This is a genomic window from Cohnella lubricantis, assembly GCF_014212015.1.
Classification (GTDB): Bacteria; Bacillota; Bacilli; order Paenibacillales; family Paenibacillaceae; genus Cohnella; species Cohnella lubricantis.
Map to the genome: position 1 here is coordinate 1 of NZ_JACJVN010000095.1, position 15,724 is coordinate 15,724.

A 15,724-nucleotide genomic window follows, 5' to 3' on the forward strand; every position below is an offset into this window, starting at 1 on the left:
GGGTAGCCTCCTATCCGATTCTAATGTGGTAGATAAGAAAACGCTCTCAATTATTTTGTAAGCGCTTATTGACAGAATGGAAACGGATACATATAATAAAAGTACAGTATGGTTTCTCTCCACTCCTATCCAATATTTGCACTTTGTGCAGCCACCCAATGGGTGGTTTTTTTTTGTTTTCTTCCGAATATAGAAGGGGAAATGGCTGCGCAAGTCTGTTGTAATTTATTCCAGCTAGACAACCGCCGTTCGTCTATTCCTCTCAATTGCCTGAGCCGCGCGGGTTTTCGGCGTTTAGGAGCATCTGCCGCAAATCCTTTTTTTATAATTTTTTAAGTTATAGAAGGCTGGCGTTATGTTACAATGCTATTAGTTATGTAAAATACTGGTGTTCCATTTACATAATGCGCGATTATCGCGCAACTTTTGCGTTTGCGGCCGGTATAACGAATAAACCGGCCTTGAACGATCACCCTGTGTAGAGGGGAGGATCGCTGAATCCATGACCGATTCTCAATTGATCCGCGAGATCAAGGACGGCAACGTGGACTTGTATTCTGTCTTAATGGAGAGATACCAGAAGAAGATTCATTCCTTCATATATCAGATGCTTCGCAGCGCCCGGCTTGAGCTTCTGGCGGAAGATTTGTGCTCGGAGACGTTCTACAAGGCTTACCGCAGCCTGCATTCGTTCCGAGAGGTGGATGCTTCGTTCTCGACGTGGCTTTATACGATCGCGCGCAACACGGTGCTGAGCGAGCTTCGCAAGCATAAATCTCCGCATATGTCGCTCGATGACACAGCTTACATACCTGCCGCTCCTTCGGAAGCGGCGCCGGAGCAGACGCTCCTGCGCAACGAGAAGGTCACGATGGTCAGGGAAGCAATCAATAACCTGCCGGAGAAGCAACGGTCCGCTCTTATTCTTCGTGAATACGATGGAATGGATTATCAGGAGATCGCGAGCATACTGGGACAGACGGTCAGCGCGGTGAAGTCGCTGTTGTTCCGAGCAAGAGCCAGTGTTAAGACGCAGATGGAACCTTACTTTAACGAACCGGCCATGTTGCGGGAGTATGAGGAGATGAAAGTCCGATGAAAGACGAATGCGGCCTGATTCAGGAGCGATTTGTCGATTATTGGGAAGGGGCGGCGGATTCGGCTGACCGGCGATGGATCAAGGATCACATCGCCGTCTGTCCGAACTGCGCCGAGGAATTCCGCCTTTGGGAAGAGAGCACGAAGCTGATCCGCTCCATTCAAATGAATGATGAGCTGGACGTTGACGAAGCTGCCTTGCATGCGGTCAACCGACAGGTGATGCAGCGTATTTACGCAGACCAGCAGTGGTCCGTTCCGCTCGCCAGGCGCTCATATTCGTTCAGCAGGGCATTCCGGCTAAGGATAGGCGGTCTCCTTGCCGCGATAATGGCGATATTCCTAAGCGGCCTGTTGTATTTCACGATGGATCGCATGCATTCTTCGCAGGCTTCCTCGACAGGCATTATGGAGGCTGCCGGCGCATTCCATTCCGGCTCCTCGTCGTCGAGCCAGCTCTTCGTCGAAGTTCCGGTAGCCAGCCTGAGCGATCCGATCGTTCTGCGCGCAAGCGCGACCATGCCTGAGTATTGGATCGCCTTGTCGCTTCTCGGCGTGATGATGACGCTGCTCATTATGAATTGGTTCACGAGAGTGCGCGCATGAGCGGATATATGCGAATGGGCTGGGTGCGGCATGGGCTGACTTCATGGAACAAAGCAGGGAGAATTCAAGGCTTAACCGACGTCCCGCTCAGCGCGGAAGGGAAGATGCAGGCGCATCGGCTTGCCTATCGGCTGACGAGGGAGAGCTGGGTATGGAACGGCGTCGTCGCCAGCGATCTGGAGCGGGCGCGAACGACGGGGCAGATACTGGCGGAACGGCTTGGCATTCCGCTCCTGACCGATGAGCGGCTGCGCGAGCGGAGCTTCGGCTCGGCGGAAGGAACGACGGAGGAAGAGCGCATCGCCCGATGGGGCAAGGAATGGCGCAAGAGCGTGCCGGATCAAGAGCAGGACGCTTCCGTTCGAGCGAGAGCACGCGACTTCGTCGAGGAATTCTCCGAGCGGCATGCCGGGGAGAGCTGGCTCGTCGTGACGCATGGCAGCTTCTTGGCGCAGATGCTGTTCGCTCTGGAGACAGGCGTGGACGACAAGCATATCTTGAATCTGTCGCTGACGATACTAGACCGCGAGAACGGCCGATGGAAGGCTCTCTTGCACAATTGCACCGAACATTTGAACGATTCATACGTTTAATCGATGAACGCCGGCCGAGGGGGCCGGCGTTTTCCTTATTGATCCCCCTCGACGTTTAAACGGCGGGAATTCCACCGATAATGGAAGGTAAATCCAACTCCGGAAACGGGGAATGCCGATGAATTTAGCGGATATGCTCTGTTACGCCGACATCGAACAATTGACCCGCATCGCGGATACGTACCGATGCGAGTGCAGCAGCCATTCCAAGAACGAGCTGATCCAGACGATTCTGACGACCGTTCAGCGGCGAGATGTGCTGGAGTCGCAGGTCGAAGACATGAGCTTGGAGGACATGCGGTTTCTGAATTCATTGTTGTTCGAGCAGCGGGCAGCATACAGCCTTGAGGAATTAACCGCTCGGGCTATGCTTGCAACGCCGCTGGATAAGACAACGGACAACCAGGCGGCAGAATCGCCTAAGCCGAGCATGTCTAGTTCGGCAAGCTTAATGGAGACGGGCAGCGAGAAGCCGAGCAAGTCCAAGCCGGAAGCCTCCAAGCAGGCCGGACGCAAGCGGGCGAAGCGAGAAGAGGCGCAGCTTCCGCCCGAACCGGAGCATTCCGCGCGGAGCGCGATTGCCCGGTTCAAGCGGTTCGGCTGGCTGTTCAACGGCTTCTCGCATCAGACACGCTTCCTGTACCACGTGCCGGACGACGTTAAGCGCAAGCTGTGCGAAGCGATCGATCGCCGATTCCGCGATTCGCTCGACGTTCGCGGAGAGCCGATCGCTTATCGCGATGAACGCGGCTTGGCCGAGAGCGATGCCCGCGCGTTGCTTGGGTACGTCGCCCAGAACGATGTGCCGCTGACGACCGATCACGTTATGTACAAACGGCAGCTGCAGCAGGTACTAGAGCTGATGAACGTCGCCGAAGCAGTGCCGGGGCGCAGCGGCTGGCGGTTCGGATACGGCCGCAGATACCGCGATTACCCGGATCGGTTCTCGCTGCTGTACGACTATTGCTGCTATGAGAATTGGCTGCATGAACGGCCCGAAGAACTAGTGGTCACGGAAGACGGGGGCCAAGTCGCCGCCGATGCTGTCCGCATCGACCCTGCCGCCATGTATCGATTCTGGCTGAAGCTCTACAAAGGTCCGATACCGAATCTGAACGCTCTCGTTCAATGGGTGTCGCGCCTTGCCGCCGATTGGACGACCATCTCTTCGCTCGAGCGCATTCTGCTGCCGCTCGTCCGTCCCTACTATTATGATACGCCTCGCGATGTGCTGAACCGGCGGGTGCTAGGTTCCATGCTGCATCTAGGCTTGCTCAAGTGGGGTGAGATGGAGGACGGAGAGGCGGTCGTACGGATGACGCCCCAAGGCAGGCAGATCGTAGCGGGCAACGAGATTCGCTTCGAAGACCGTCTCTCTTGGGCAGGTGCCGGCGAGCCGAGATTCCTATGAACGCTTAGTAGGCGAAAGTACATTGATCGGCATGGGGGCCATTGTCCAGTACGAGGCCGACAGCGATGAATATGCTTAAGTGGAAGCCCTTTACGCCGGAATTTGGAGGTGCAACCGATGGACATGAAAGTCGCCTATGAGACTTTATTGGGTTTGGCGGCGGAAATGGTCCTCGACGACGCGCTGCGCAAACACCGGACGGAACAGATATATGAGGCTATCGACGATGCGCTGGCGAAGGGAGACGCAGAGACGTTCCTGCGTCTGACCGACGAGTTGAAGACCTTGCGAACATAGAAGCGATCGCCCCGAAGAGCTTCGGCGTCCTGCAGATGCCGGAGCCGGACCGACTTAAGCCGGCTAACCGTCACCGCCAGATGGGTGGAACCTAAGGTTCCGTTCGTCTGGCGGCTTTTTTTGAAGAATCGCTTTTCCAAGTTACTCAATTGCAGTAGGATGGACTAGGGGAATAATGGATAAAGCGAAGAAGAGAGGATGACGGAACATGCCATTGATCGATATGCCCTTGGAGAAACTGAGATCCTATCACGGCATCAGCCCGAAGCCGGAAGATTTCGACGCTTATTGGGACCGGGCACTTGCGGAGATGAGAGCCGTCGATCCGCAGTTGACGATCACGCCGGCTTCCTTCCAAGTGCCGTTCGCCGAATGCTTCGACCTTTACTTCACTGGTGTTAGAGGTGCGCGAATCTACGCCAAATACGTGAGGCCCAAGCATGCTCCGGAACCGCATCCGGCTGTCGTGCAGTTCCATGGATATGCCGGCCACTCCGGCGATTGGACATCGAAGCTTGGCTATGCGGCGCTCGGCTTCTCGGTGCTCGCAATGGATTGCCGCGGACAAGGCGGCAAGTCGGAGGATACGGGCGGCGTGCGGGGCAATACGCTGCGCGGCCACATCATTCGCGGCGTAGACGATAGCGAGGACAATTTGCTCTTCCGGCACATCTTCCTAGATGCCGCACAGCTAGCCGGCATCGCGATGACGCTGCCCGAAGTGGATCCGAAGCGGGTAGCTGCGGCTGGCGCTTCACAAGGGGGGGGCTTAACGCTCGCCTGCGCGGCGTTGGAGCCGAGAGTGTCGAGACTGGCGCCGATCTATCCCTTCCTTAGCGACTATCGCCGCGTATGGGAGATGGATTTGGCCAAGGACGCTTATGAGGAGCTGAAGCTCTATTTCCGCTTGTTCGATCCGAATCACGAGCGCGAAGATGAGTTTTTCCACAGGCTCGGTTACATTGATATTCAGCATCTTGCTTCACGCATTCGCGGCGACGTGATGATGGGCGTTGGACTGATGGATACGATAACGCCTCCTTCTACGCAATTCGCCGCTTATAATAAGATCGAGTCCAATAAGAGGCTCGTCGTCTATCCGGACTTCGGGCATGAAGGATTGCCGCGTATTGAAGAGAAAGTGATGGCCTTCTTCCAAGAGATGCTCTGACACATGGGGGTGTTGCTCTAGATGAAATTCAGCGAACTGGACGAAGTGCAATGGGCGGATCTGCAGCCGTACCTGGACACCTGCCTGCTCCCCGTCACCGGCTTGACCGGGAGTGAGACTCCTCCTGAAGCGACGGGGAAGGTTGCGGCCGCAGGCGACTGGCTCTATCCGCTCGAGACCGCATTCCGCGGACGGACGGTTACGCAGCCGGCCTATCATTATGCCGATGCCGCGAACGATGAAGAGATCGCTCGTCTTGAGCGTTACTGCGCCTCTCTCAGGCAGACAGGCTATCGGTTCCTGATTGTCGTCACCGGATCTGAGAGTTTGGCTGCCGCAAAGCTGTCATCGGTTGACCTGGTCATAGGCCCCGGCGCGCAAGGGAGTGAGCCGGAGGCGGATACGATTCGACGTGCGGTGACAGAGATGTGGCGGCAGAAGGCTTGAGCGGCGTGCGCATTATCTCTGCTTCTCGGGCAGGAGAGCGGGCGAATAGTGGATTATGTTCCCGTCAATAATAAGTGAGCGGCATTTCAGGCGAATTGTGACAATTTGAGAACATTTTAGGCCGACGATTCGCCGAAAGGCCGAATGAGGGATTGGCAATTCTTGACGGTACTAGGAGCCTGGGCTATTATTATTATGTCTTTGTGAACAAATAGTGAAGGTCCATGGTGGACGCGACATTGGTGGGCAAAGGAGGTTGAGAATATGGACCACAACGAGCAGCAAGAGACCGCACACAAACCGATCAAGCGCAATGAGATGACGAGACGTCAATTCTTGTCTTATACGCTAGGCGGCGCCACCGCTTTCATGGGGATGGGAGCCGTATTGCCGATGCTGCGCTTCGCCGTCGATCCGCTTCTGCAGAAGAAGCAATCGGGCGATTTCATTAAAGTAATTGAAGAGAGCAAGGTTACCTCCGATCCGCAGCAGGTTGATTTTCAAGTACACCAAGTGGACGGCTGGTACGAGAGCGACCCGAAGATGGAAGCTTACATCGCTAAGGGCTCCGACGGTCAAGTATTTGCCTTGTCTCCGATCTGCAAGCACTTGGGCTGTACGATCAGCTGGAGCGGCGCAGAAGCGCCTGATCTGTATCACTGTCCTTGCCACGGAGCGCAATATTCGAAGGACGGCAAGAATTTGAAGGTTGCGCCGAAGCCGCTGGACGAGTACCAAGTGAAGATTGAGAACGGCTGGGTATATCTCGGACCGCTCCAAGCGAATACACGGGTTTAAGAAGGAGGGCGTTCCGTCTCATGTTTAAAGGCATGTACAATTGGATTGACGAACGTCTGGATGTCACGCCGATGTGGAGGGACATCGCCGACCATGAGGTGCCCGAGCACGTCAACCCGGCGCATCACTTCTCCGCATTCGTCTACTGTTTCGGCGGACTGACGTTTTTCATTACCGTCATTCAGATCCTCTCGGGGATGTTCTTGACGATGTACTACGTTCCGGACATTATCAACGCGTATTACAGCGTCGACTATCTGCAGCACCAGGTCGCCTTCGGCGGCATAGTCCGCGGTATGCACCACTGGGGCGCGAGTCTGGTTATCGTTATGATGTTCTTACATACCTTGCGCGTGTTCTTTACCGGCTCTTACAAAGCGCCGCGCGAAATGAACTGGGTCGTCGGTATGCTGATTTTCTTCGTCATGCTGGGTCTCGGCTTCACAGGCTACCTGCTTCCATGGGATGATAAAGCCTACTACGCGACCAAAGTCGGCATGGAGATCGCAGGTTCTGTACCATGGATCGGCGGTTACATCAAGGAGTTGCTGGCCGGAGGCACGATCGTCGGCGCGCAGACGCTTACCCGCTTCTTCGCGATTCACGTGTTCTTCCTGCCCGGCGTGCTGCTGACGCTGCTTGCCGCGCACTTCTTCATGATTCGAAAACAGGGCATATCCGGGCCGCTGTAAGAGAGAGGAGAGTGGCAAGCTTTGGCTCACGGCAAAGATCCTAACGAGAAAGTTGTCTACGTCGGCGACTCGCGCATTCGCAAACCGAACCCGAACAAGCCGGCGCCGCCAGACTATTCCTCCTTCCCAGGCAAATCGGAAGCATTCATCCCGAACTTCCTGCTGAAGGAATGGATGGCGGGTGTTGTCGTACTCGTCGGTTTCTTGGTGCTCACGATTGCCGAACCGGCGCCGCTCGGTTATCCGGCGGATCCGCTCAATTCATCGTTCATACCGATGCCGGACTGGTACTTCCTGTTCATCTACCAACTGCTGAAGTACCCGTACACGTCCGACCAATTTATTGTGCTCGGCACGATCGGCATACCGGGACTTGCCTTCATTGGGCTGCTCCTTGTTCCTTTCCTGGATACAGGCAAGGAGCGCCGCTTCTATAAGCGTCCGATCACATCTTCCTTGATGATTCTGTCGCTCATCGCGTCCGTCTACTTGACTTGGGTCTCCTGGAACACTTACCAAGAGGAGTTGGACAAGAACGGAGTCGTACCAGAGCATATTGAGCGCGAGGAGAGAAGCCGCGAATCGATCGAATCCGGCAAGGGCCGCTTTATTCCGGGGAAGGAACAGGTCGTCGCGCTCGTCAAAGCAGACGATCCGGCATTCAGCCTGATGGAGAAGGCGCAATGCGTGGCCTGCCATGCCGCCGACTTGACCGGCGCGAACGGCCCATCGCTCAGAGGCGTCGGCGACATCTTGAGCAAGGAAGAACTCGCTAATATTATTACGAACGGCAGCGAGAACGGCAACATGCCTCCTTTCAAAGGCGAGCTGACTGACGCTGAGATTGATCAGATCGCGTCATGGCTGTCGGAACAGAAGGCGGAAGCCGCAGGCTCTTAATAGACAGCTCCATAACCTGACCGCTTGCGGTCAGGTTTTTCCATGCTTTGGGATAGGCCAAGGCTTGATGGCAGGCAGGACAAGCCTATAGGAAAGTAGGGGTAATGATGAATTGGAAAATGATTCTGACGAGGACGTTCCTCATGCAGCCGACGCTGCTGACGCTGATGCTGATCTGTTATATACCGGGGACAGTATACGGCTACATCTGGTATGGCGATCAGCTTGTTGATACGTGGAAGGATTATGCGCATTGGCTCATTCCGTTCGTGCCGGACAGTCCGACGTCTTCGCTCTTCTTCACGATCGCGCTCATCTGGCTGTGGGCGCAATCTAGGCAGACTGCTTCGCCGATGCTTCGGGCCATCCGAAGCTTCATTGAAGCGATGGGCGTCGTCACTTCGATTAAGTATGGCGTATGGGCCTGCGCGATCATATTCGCCGCCGCAGCCCAAGGGAGCGCAATCGTCTGGGAGGATTGGATGCTAATTGTCTCGCACGGGTCGATGGCTCTATGCGCGTTGGTCTATGCGCGATTCTTCCGCTTCGGGGTGATCGCGCTTGCCCTCGCTGCGGCTTGGACATTCTTGAACGACTTGCTCGATTACGGGATCGGTATTTATCCGTATTTGCCGTTCGTTCTGAAGGACGACCTGCTCGGCGTCGCTTGGTTCACGTTCATCTTGACTGCCGTTAGCATTGCTTGCGCGGCATGGGCGCGATTCGCTCCAAGGATGAATCGGGAAGCGTCGCTTGTCCCGGACAAACGGTTCTAAGCTTGGACATCCCCTCATAGGCTGATGGCAGGAGGGGATGTCCATGCCATATTCGGGCGTATGGAAGAGAGCTGCGCGGGTTCGAAGATGGGGGATTGGCCTCATCGCCGTCTTGGCGTTTGGCTTCGCTCCTGCGATGGCTTCTGCAACGGACGATATGCCGGAGCAGATGGCGGCTCCCGCTGAGGCTGACTCGGCGATCAGTGCCTTCTATCGATCGGCAGAAGCGCTGTACGATTCACTATCCCAGGGCAATCGGCTGCAGGCTGCGCGCACGATGAACGAGCTTGAGGACAGCTTTCGGCAGCTGCCGATGACACAGATCTCATCCGCGGAAGGCGTTCATGCCTTGGCTGACGGCGTCACCGAGATGAAGCGAGCATTAGCTTCCGCTACGCCTGACGGCGAACGCTTGCAGCAGGCGGCAGGTGCGCTGCGGCTAGCCGCTGATGCGCTAGCTAATCCAGGCAAGCCGATGTGGCTCCAGTACAAGGCAATACTGGCGGAGGATACGGGCGCGTTCGAGCAGGCGCTTGTCACGAATAAAGAAGCTGTCTCTGCTGAAGCAAGAGCAGCCTTCCAATCCATTGGGAAGCATTACGCGCTCATCCGAACGGCTGCGGCCATTCGCGTCGAGCCTTACGCCATTGAGCGAGCCGATTCGGTGATGCGATACGCCGAGCGGGTGTTAGCCTCGAGCAAGCCGCAGCCGGATATGCTCAAGGATCTCGGAGCGAACGTGCGATACGCGCTTGAAGCATTATTTCCGGCAGGCGGCCAGCAGCCTGCTTCCGCAGTTCCAATAATGCCGGCGTCCTGGGGCTTCGCCGCCACGATTGGTTCCTTCATCGTGACGATTCTGACGTGGGCGGGATGGCGGCGCTACCGCTATGATCGGGATCATCCTTCGTCAGGCAGACGGCACCCCCGATAATTACTCATCTCGGAAGCCTTCGCCCAACACGTCATGCACATCTGCGATAACGATAAAAGCCTGTCTGTCATGCTGGCGGACAAGGCTTTTTAATTTGCGTATCTCAAACCGGCTGACGACGCAGTACACCATCATGCGGTTCGTTCCCGAATAAGCTCCGATAGCGGGAAGCAGCGTGACGCCGCGTTCCAGCTCCTTCGTGATGATGGATGCCAGCTTCTCCGGCTCCTTGCACAAGATATTGAACGCTTTGGCGGCATAAGCGCCCTCTTGAATGAAGTCGATGACGCGCGACGAGATGAAGACGCTGACCAGTGTGTACAGCACCTTCTCCTTCGGAATGAATAGCAATGCGCTTCCAAGAATGACGATGTCCATCGCCAGGATGATCTGCCCCATGCTCCAACCGCGCCAGCGGTGCACGATTCGGGCGATGATGTCAACGCCGCCGGTCGTGCCGCCTGAGCGGAATACAAGCCCGAGACCCGCGCCAAGCGTGACGCCTGCATAGAGGACGACAAGAATGAAGTCCTGCGAGGTCTTGAACGGAACAAGCCAGCCCCGCTCAATCAACTGCTCCCATATCCAGAGGAACAGCGACAGCATCAGCGTGCCTCCGATCGTATAGATCATCGATTCGCGGCCCAGCTTGCGCCAGCCGATGACGAACAGCGGCAGGTTGATGACGATCGTCGTTATGGAAGGGGGGAGATTCGCCGCGTATTGCAGCAGAACCGTTATGCCGGTCACGCCGCCTTCCATCAGCAGGTTCGGCAGAATGAAGTATTCGATTCCGAATGCGTATAGGGCCGCGCCTAGCGCCATCATCAGCCAAGTGCGGATCGTTTCTCGAGTCCATTTGAAGTTCATTGTGCTAGCTCCTATAGTGAATTATCATTTGTCTTTGCCAGCGTCTTAAGCTAACATAGGGATGAAACGCTTCGGCCGGGAACGAGCTTCTTCTAGGGTTTGCGACATGGTCCGCGGGCGTGCTGCTCTAACAGAATGATTATATACGGAACGTACCAATGAAAGGAAGCATGCGGATGGGAGAATCGCGAATCGCCGGCATGAAGCTGCAGGAGAAATCGCTGGCTGAACTCCAACGTGAAGTGGATGCGTACATAACCCAGTTCAAGGAAGGCTACTTCTCGCCGCTCGCCCTGCTGGCCCGAATCGTGGAGGAAGTCGGCGAGCTGTCACGCGAGATCAATCATCAGTACGGCGAGAAGCCGAAGAAGCCGGACGAAGAAGAGAACTCCATCGAGATGGAACTCGGGGACGTTCTGTTCATCGTACTCTGCTTCGCCAATTCGCTCGGCATTGATCTGACCGAAGCCCATGACCGCGTGATGCACAAATTCAACACGCGCGATGCTAATAGGTGGACGAAGAAGGACACCGACAATCCATAGCCGACATATGCTGTACCATCCTGACCCGGAGAGGAGGATGGTTCGGCATGGATGGAGAGAGCTGCATTCAACAAGCGTACGAAGCGATCTTCCGCGGCGATTACGAGGCAGCGGGAGCCTGGTTCGAGCGGGCGGTCGAGGCGGAGCCATCCAATGCTTCCTACTATTATAGGGGCTCGATCACGCTTGCCAGAAGCGGCAAGCTGCATTTGGCCCTGGAATATGCGAGACGCGCGGTCGAACTTGCTCCCGAGGAGCCGGCTTATTGGGAGCAGTTGCGCATGCTTCAGGCACGCCGGAAGATCGGCGAAGCCAGAGAGCTGCTGTCGCGCCACCCCGCACAGTCAGCCATGGCCGTTCCCTTGCTGCAGGAGGCGTTCCATATGGATCCGCTTGCAGCGGATGCGCGCCTTCTGCTAGGCATCGCTTACCGGATGCTGGGCGAGTACGACAAGGCGATAGAGTCGCTGCAGGATGCCCTGCAGTTGAACCCCCAATACGAAGAAGCGCGCAAATTGCTTAGCGTTGTTCGCTCCGAGAGGCGCCGCAAGCGAAGAAAAACTTAAGAATCAGCAACTTATCGAGATAAGGGACAGGTGAGATTAAATGTCGCAACGAATATCGGTCGCGGTCGCCGGCGCCTCCGGGCGAATGGGCCGCGAAGTGGTCCGAATGGTGCTGGAGGATCCCAGCCTGGTACTGACAACTGCAATCGCCAGATCGGCGGGACCGGTGGACGCCGGCTCGCTTGTGGGCAAGCCTGACACAGGCGTCATCGTAACGGCCGATCTGGACGCCGCATTGGAACGGCTGCGCCCTGACGTCTTAGTTGACTTTACGAATCCCAAGTCCGCTGTTCCCAACACGGAAGCCGCCATCCGGCACGGCGTTCGTCCAGTCATCGGAACGACAGGCTTCACGCCGGAGCAGATTGCCGAATTGGACAAGCAGTGCCGCGAACGAGGAATCGGAGGATTGATCGCCCCCAACTTCTCGATCGGCGCCATCCTTATGATGAAGTTTGCCGCAATGGCTGCGAAATATATGCCGCACGTGGAAATTATCGAATATCATGGGGATCAGAAGCTGGACGCTCCGTCCGGAACGTCGATCAAGACGGCAGAATGGATCTCTGAAGCCCGCCGTGAGCTTCGCCAGGGCAATCCGAACGAAGAGGAAGTGATCGAAGGGGCCAGAGGAGGCTATTACAACGGCTTCCGTATACATAGCGTACGGCTGCCAGGCGTATTCGCCCAGCAGGAAGTTGTCTTCGGCGGCCACGGGCAGACGCTCAAGATCCGTCACGATTCGTACGAGCGCGCAGGCTACATGCCGGGCGTGAACACGGCGATTAAGCGAGTGATGGAGACGACGGGTCTTGTCTACGGCTTCGAGCATTTCTTAGACTGACATCATCGAGAGAGGGAAAGAAGGAGGCGGCTGTCATGATGCAAATCGCATTGATCGCCCACGATCGCAAGAAGGATGAGATGGTGAACTTCGCCATCGCTTACGAACACGTACTGAAGCCGCATAAGCTGTACGCCACCGGCACGACAGGAACGCGGATTATGGAGAATACGAGCCTGCAAGTTCACCGCTTCATGTCCGGACCGCTCGGCGGGGACCAGCAGATCGGCGCTCTGGTCGCCCAGAACGAGATGGATTTGATTATCTTCCTGCGGGATCCGTTAATGGCGCAGCCGCACGAACCGGATATTATCGCATTGCTTCGTTTGTGCGACGTTCAGGGCATTCCGGTTGCGACGAACGTCGCGACAGCCGAGCTTCTGGTGAAGAGCCTGGAGCGAGGAGACTTCGCTTGGCGCGAGCTGGTGCACAAGTATAAGCCGGGGATCGAAGAATGAACGCCAACGCATCTTATGAATACGGATTGGATCTGCTCGTCTTCGCCGCGCATCCGGATGATGCGGAGATCGGCATGGGCGGAACGATCGTCAAGGCGACCGGGTGCGGCCAGAAGGTCGGCTTGATCGATCTAACCTACGCGGAGATGTCATCGAACGGAGACGTCGAGACACGGCAGCGGGAAGCGGCGGCCGCCTCCGCTCTGTTAGGGTTGACTATGCGTGAAAATCTGGGTTTGCCCGACCGCGGCCTGACCGGGTCGGCGGAGCAGATCGAACGGATCACGTCGGCGATCCGCCGGCATCGCCCGCGGGTCGTCTTCGCTCCCTACACGATCGATCGGCACCCCGATCATGTAGCCTGCGGGCGCATGGTCGAGGAGGCGGTGTTCAATGCCAAGCTGCGCCGATACCGTCCGGATGAACCGGCCTGGACGCTGGACATGCTCTTTTTCTATATGATCAATGATGTTCATCCCCCTCTCGCTGTGCTGGACATCTCGGACGTGCACGAGCGGAAGATGGAGGCGCTGCGCGCCTACCGGTCGCAGTTTGCGCCTGCGGGCGATCAGGCTGACTGGGTGCACACGCCGCTGACGCAGGGCTACCTGGAGAATGTCGTCGCCAGGGACAGGCTGTTCGGACAGCCGAAGAAGTTCGCTTATGCCGAGGGATTCATACCGAAGGGGCCGCTCGCCATCGAACGGTTCTGACCTGAACTTCTAGGGCTGTAAGCAAGCAGCTAGAGAATACGCTTTAGGAAGGAGGAATGTGCATGACAAGGCCGCTCAAGATCGGCATTACGTGTTACCCATCGCTCGGAGGCTCGGGCGTCGTGGCAACGGAGCTGGGCAAGCTGCTCGCGGAGAAGGGGCACGAGATTCACTTCATCACGAACGGCATGCCATTCCGCTTGGGCAAGTTCCATCGCAACGTTTTCTACCATGAGGTTGAAATATCGGACTATTACGTCTTCAGATATCCCCCGTACGATCTATCGCTTGCGAGCAAGATGCACCAGGTCGCGGAGCTGCAGCAGCTTGATCTGCTCCACGTTCATTATGCGGTCCCTCATGCGATCTGCGCGTTCCTCGCCAAGCAGATGTCGGGCGATCGGCTCAAGGTCGTCACGACGCTTCATGGCACTGACATTACGATCCTGGCACAGAACGAATCGCTCAAGGACATTATCCGTCTTGGGATCGAGAGCAGCGACGTCGTGACGGCAGTCAGTCAAGACTTGATCCGGGAGACGCGCGAGCTGCTGGATGTTACGAAGCCGATCGAGCTGACTTATAACTTCGTGGATAAACGCGTCTACTATCCGCGCAACACCTCCGATCTTCGAAGCGACTTCGCGGAGCCGCACGAGAAGATTATGATGCACATCTCAAATTTCCGGCCGGTGAAGCGCACGTGTGACGTCGTGGAGATCTTCGCCAAGGTGGCTTCCCAGGTGCCGAGCAAGCTGCTGCTCGTTGGAGAAGGGCCGGATATGCCGAAGATCCAAGCGAAGATCGATGCGATGGGATTAAGCCACCGCGTGCATTACTTGGGCAAGCAGGACGACGTGGCGCAAGTCATCTCGATGGCGGATCTGCTGCTGCTGCCGTCGGAGAAAGAGAGCTTCGGCCTTGTCGCGCTGGAAGCGATGGCGTGCGGCGTGCCGACGATCGGCTCGCAAGCCGGAGGCATACCCGAGCTTGTCGTGGACGGCATAACCGGTTATCTGTCGCCAATCGGCAAGACGGAGGAGATGGCCGCGAACGCCGTCCGCCTGCTGACGGATTCGAAGCTGTACGCCGACTTCCGCGAATCGTGCCTGGATCGGGCGCGTACGGAATTCTGCAACGACCGGATCACGGCGCAATACGAGCAGATCTATTATGATGTACTCGGCATTAATGCGAACATTCCAGAGCCGGTGTGCAAAGCTTAGGCGGGTTTGGTTGAAGCAGACAGTTTGGATTATTAACTGGTAAGGAAGAAGCGAGGGGTTGTGGACATGCCGGCGAACAGCGATCGCGCATGGCAAGCTGGCCTTGCGGTTGTGCGAGTCTTGGAAGAGGCGGGTCATGCCGCCTATCTGGTCGGCGGCTGCGTGAGAGACCGGCTGCTCGGCCGGCCGCTGAACGATATCGATATCGCCTGTTCAGCCCGGCCGGAAGAGGTGATGTCGATGTTCGCCCGCGTCGTTCCGACCGGGCTTCAGCATGGCACCGTCACGGTCGTGGAGAACGGAATGACGTTCGAGGTGACGACCTTCCGGCAGGAAGCGGGCTATAGCGATTCGCGCCACCCCGACGCCGTCCTGTTCGTGAAGGACATCCGCGAGGACCTGGCGCGCCGCGACTTCACGATCAACGCGATGGCGATCGGACCGGCTGGGACGTTGGTCGATCCGTTCGGCGGCGCCGAAGATTTGAAGCGCGGCGTCGTTCGCTGCGTAGGAGACGCGCTGGAGCGATTCGCGGAGGACGCGCTGCGCATGGTTCGCGCTGTGCGGTTCGCGGCGGAGTTCGCGTTCGAGATCGACGCTGCGACATGGGACGGGCTGCTGCGCAGGCGAGAAGGTCTGCGCCACGTCGCGATGGAGCGCATCGGCGCGGAGCTGGACAAGATGGTGTGCGGCAGCGGCCCGGACCGCGCGGTCGAGCTGCTCCAGGCGAGCGGCCTGCTTGCGCAGGTGCGCGAGCCGCCCGAGCGCCTGCCCCCTCC

The 15,724-nt window shown here is 57.0% G+C and carries 20 protein-coding genes; 19 read left to right on the forward strand and 1 reads right to left on the reverse strand.

Annotated elements, in window-relative coordinates:
- Positions 1 to 502: 502 nt before the first annotated feature.
- From H4Q31_RS20100 to H4Q31_RS20155, 12 genes are all read left to right on the forward strand, one after another.
- On the forward strand, positions 503 to 1,099 hold the full coding sequence (locus H4Q31_RS20100; protein WP_185180849.1) for an RNA polymerase sigma factor: 597 nt from the start codon (positions 503 to 505) through the stop codon (positions 1,097 to 1,099).
- Positions 1,096 to 1,704, forward strand: coding sequence for an anti-sigma factor family protein (locus H4Q31_RS20105; RefSeq protein WP_185180850.1), 609 nt, complete (start codon positions 1,096 to 1,098; stop codon positions 1,702 to 1,704). The genes H4Q31_RS20100 and H4Q31_RS20105 overlap by 4 nt, the downstream gene beginning before the upstream one ends.
- Positions 1,701 to 2,297 carry a histidine phosphatase family protein gene (locus tag H4Q31_RS20110; RefSeq protein ID WP_185180851.1) on the forward strand — a complete coding sequence of 199 codons (597 nt, stop codon included), beginning with the start codon at positions 1,701 to 1,703 and terminating at the stop codon, positions 2,295 to 2,297. Before H4Q31_RS20105 ends, H4Q31_RS20110 begins: the two co-directional genes overlap by 4 nt.
- Before the next feature lie 118 nt (positions 2,298 to 2,415).
- Complete coding sequence (locus H4Q31_RS21710) at positions 2,416 to 3,708, forward strand: hypothetical protein (RefSeq protein WP_245347471.1); 1,293 nt, start codon at positions 2,416 to 2,418, stop codon at positions 3,706 to 3,708.
- A gap of 117 nt (positions 3,709 to 3,825) precedes the next feature.
- On the forward strand, positions 3,826 to 4,005 hold the full coding sequence (locus tag H4Q31_RS20120; RefSeq protein ID WP_185180852.1) for an IDEAL domain-containing protein: 180 nt from the start codon (positions 3,826 to 3,828) through the stop codon (positions 4,003 to 4,005).
- 208 nt (positions 4,006 to 4,213) lie between these two features.
- Entirely contained in the window at positions 4,214 to 5,176 is a 963-nt protein-coding gene (locus H4Q31_RS20125; protein ID WP_185180853.1) for an alpha/beta fold hydrolase, read from the forward strand.
- A gap of 21 nt (positions 5,177 to 5,197) precedes the next feature.
- Positions 5,198 to 5,623: a DUF2487 family protein gene (locus tag H4Q31_RS20130; protein ID WP_185180854.1), complete on the forward strand. Its 426-nt coding sequence runs from the start codon at positions 5,198 to 5,200 to the stop codon at positions 5,621 to 5,623.
- A gap of 264 nt (positions 5,624 to 5,887) precedes the next feature.
- Entirely contained in the window at positions 5,888 to 6,421 is a 534-nt protein-coding gene (locus H4Q31_RS20135; RefSeq protein WP_185180855.1) for a Rieske (2Fe-2S) protein, read from the forward strand.
- Between the two features lie 20 nt (positions 6,422 to 6,441).
- Positions 6,442 to 7,113 carry a menaquinol-cytochrome c reductase cytochrome b subunit gene (gene qcrB / locus H4Q31_RS20140; protein ID WP_185180856.1) on the forward strand — a complete coding sequence of 224 codons (672 nt, stop codon included), beginning with the start codon at positions 6,442 to 6,444 and terminating at the stop codon, positions 7,111 to 7,113.
- Between the two features lie 21 nt (positions 7,114 to 7,134).
- Positions 7,135 to 8,013 carry a menaquinol-cytochrome c reductase cytochrome b/c subunit gene (locus H4Q31_RS20145; RefSeq protein ID WP_185180857.1) on the forward strand — a complete coding sequence of 293 codons (879 nt, stop codon included), beginning with the start codon at positions 7,135 to 7,137 and terminating at the stop codon, positions 8,011 to 8,013.
- A gap of 104 nt (positions 8,014 to 8,117) precedes the next feature.
- On the forward strand, positions 8,118 to 8,789 hold the full coding sequence (locus H4Q31_RS20150) for a DUF1405 domain-containing protein (protein ID WP_311771774.1): 672 nt from the start codon (positions 8,118 to 8,120) through the stop codon (positions 8,787 to 8,789).
- Between the two features lie 43 nt (positions 8,790 to 8,832).
- A complete protein-coding gene (locus tag H4Q31_RS20155) occupies positions 8,833 to 9,723 on the forward strand; it encodes a sporulation protein YpjB (RefSeq protein WP_185180858.1) in 891 nt (296 codons plus the stop codon).
- Here H4Q31_RS20155 and H4Q31_RS20160 read toward each other — a convergent pair whose 3' ends face one another.
- Entirely contained in the window at positions 9,724 to 10,593 is an 870-nt protein-coding gene (locus H4Q31_RS20160) for a YitT family protein (protein ID WP_185180859.1), read from the reverse strand.
- 176 nt (positions 10,594 to 10,769) lie between these two features.
- Here H4Q31_RS20160 and H4Q31_RS20165 point away from each other — a divergent pair, with 176 nt between their 5' ends.
- The 7 genes from H4Q31_RS20165 to H4Q31_RS20195 form a co-directional block, all read left to right on the forward strand.
- Positions 10,770 to 11,138, forward strand: coding sequence for a nucleotide pyrophosphohydrolase (locus tag H4Q31_RS20165; protein ID WP_185180860.1), 369 nt, complete (start codon positions 10,770 to 10,772; stop codon positions 11,136 to 11,138).
- Between the two features lie 47 nt (positions 11,139 to 11,185).
- Positions 11,186 to 11,704 (forward strand): tetratricopeptide repeat protein, encoded by a 519-nt coding sequence (locus tag H4Q31_RS20170; protein WP_185180861.1) that lies wholly within the window; start codon positions 11,186 to 11,188, stop codon positions 11,702 to 11,704.
- A 40-nt stretch (positions 11,705 to 11,744) separates the two neighbouring features.
- Positions 11,745 to 12,548 carry a 4-hydroxy-tetrahydrodipicolinate reductase gene (dapB, locus tag H4Q31_RS20175; protein WP_185180862.1) on the forward strand — a complete coding sequence of 268 codons (804 nt, stop codon included), beginning with the start codon at positions 11,745 to 11,747 and terminating at the stop codon, positions 12,546 to 12,548.
- Positions 12,549 to 12,583: 35 nt separating this feature from the next.
- Positions 12,584 to 13,006, forward strand: a complete 423-nt coding sequence (locus H4Q31_RS20180; protein ID WP_185180863.1) for a methylglyoxal synthase — start codon at positions 12,584 to 12,586, stop codon at positions 13,004 to 13,006.
- The gene (gene bshB1 / locus H4Q31_RS20185; protein ID WP_185180864.1) at positions 13,003 to 13,719 is read left to right on the forward strand and encodes a bacillithiol biosynthesis deacetylase BshB1; all 717 of its coding nucleotides are present in this window, start codon (positions 13,003 to 13,005) and stop codon (positions 13,717 to 13,719) included. Before H4Q31_RS20180 ends, bshB1 begins: the two co-directional genes overlap by 4 nt.
- A 62-nt stretch (positions 13,720 to 13,781) precedes the next feature.
- The gene (gene bshA, locus H4Q31_RS20190) at positions 13,782 to 14,945 is read left to right on the forward strand and encodes an N-acetyl-alpha-D-glucosaminyl L-malate synthase BshA (protein WP_185180865.1); all 1,164 of its coding nucleotides are present in this window, start codon (positions 13,782 to 13,784) and stop codon (positions 14,943 to 14,945) included.
- A 66-nt stretch (positions 14,946 to 15,011) separates the two neighbouring features.
- A partial coding sequence (locus H4Q31_RS20195) for a CCA tRNA nucleotidyltransferase (RefSeq protein WP_185180866.1) occupies positions 15,012 to 15,724 on the forward strand: 713 nt, incomplete at its 3' end.

Coding starts and splice junctions, on each gene's coding strand:
- H4Q31_RS20100 (WP_185180849.1), top strand. CDS start 503: ATGACCGATTCTCAATTGATCCGCGAGATCAAGGACGGCAACGTGGAC.
- H4Q31_RS20105 (WP_185180850.1), top strand. CDS start 1,096: ATGAAAGACGAATGCGGCCTGATTCAGGAGCGATTTGTCGATTATTGG.
- H4Q31_RS20110 (WP_185180851.1), top strand. CDS start 1,701: ATGAGCGGATATATGCGAATGGGCTGGGTGCGGCATGGGCTGACTTCA.
- H4Q31_RS21710 (WP_245347471.1), top strand. CDS start 2,416: ATGAATTTAGCGGATATGCTCTGTTACGCCGACATCGAACAATTGACC.
- H4Q31_RS20120 (WP_185180852.1), top strand. CDS start 3,826: ATGGACATGAAAGTCGCCTATGAGACTTTATTGGGTTTGGCGGCGGAA.
- H4Q31_RS20125 (WP_185180853.1), top strand. CDS start 4,214: ATGCCATTGATCGATATGCCCTTGGAGAAACTGAGATCCTATCACGGC.
- H4Q31_RS20130 (WP_185180854.1), top strand. CDS start 5,198: ATGAAATTCAGCGAACTGGACGAAGTGCAATGGGCGGATCTGCAGCCG.
- H4Q31_RS20135 (WP_185180855.1), top strand. CDS start 5,888: ATGGACCACAACGAGCAGCAAGAGACCGCACACAAACCGATCAAGCGC.
- qcrB (WP_185180856.1), top strand. CDS start 6,442: ATGTTTAAAGGCATGTACAATTGGATTGACGAACGTCTGGATGTCACG.
- H4Q31_RS20150 (WP_311771774.1), top strand. CDS start 8,118: ATGATGAATTGGAAAATGATTCTGACGAGGACGTTCCTCATGCAGCCG.
- H4Q31_RS20155 (WP_185180858.1), top strand. CDS start 8,833: ATGCCATATTCGGGCGTATGGAAGAGAGCTGCGCGGGTTCGAAGATGG.
- H4Q31_RS20160 (WP_185180859.1), bottom strand. CDS start 10,593: ATGAACTTCAAATGGACTCGAGAAACGATCCGCACTTGGCTGATGATG.
- H4Q31_RS20165 (WP_185180860.1), top strand. CDS start 10,770: ATGGGAGAATCGCGAATCGCCGGCATGAAGCTGCAGGAGAAATCGCTG.
- H4Q31_RS20170 (WP_185180861.1), top strand. CDS start 11,186: ATGGATGGAGAGAGCTGCATTCAACAAGCGTACGAAGCGATCTTCCGC.
- dapB (WP_185180862.1), top strand. CDS start 11,745: ATGTCGCAACGAATATCGGTCGCGGTCGCCGGCGCCTCCGGGCGAATG.
- H4Q31_RS20180 (WP_185180863.1), top strand. CDS start 12,584: ATGATGCAAATCGCATTGATCGCCCACGATCGCAAGAAGGATGAGATG.
- bshB1 (WP_185180864.1), top strand. CDS start 13,003: ATGAACGCCAACGCATCTTATGAATACGGATTGGATCTGCTCGTCTTC.
- bshA (WP_185180865.1), top strand. CDS start 13,782: ATGACAAGGCCGCTCAAGATCGGCATTACGTGTTACCCATCGCTCGGA.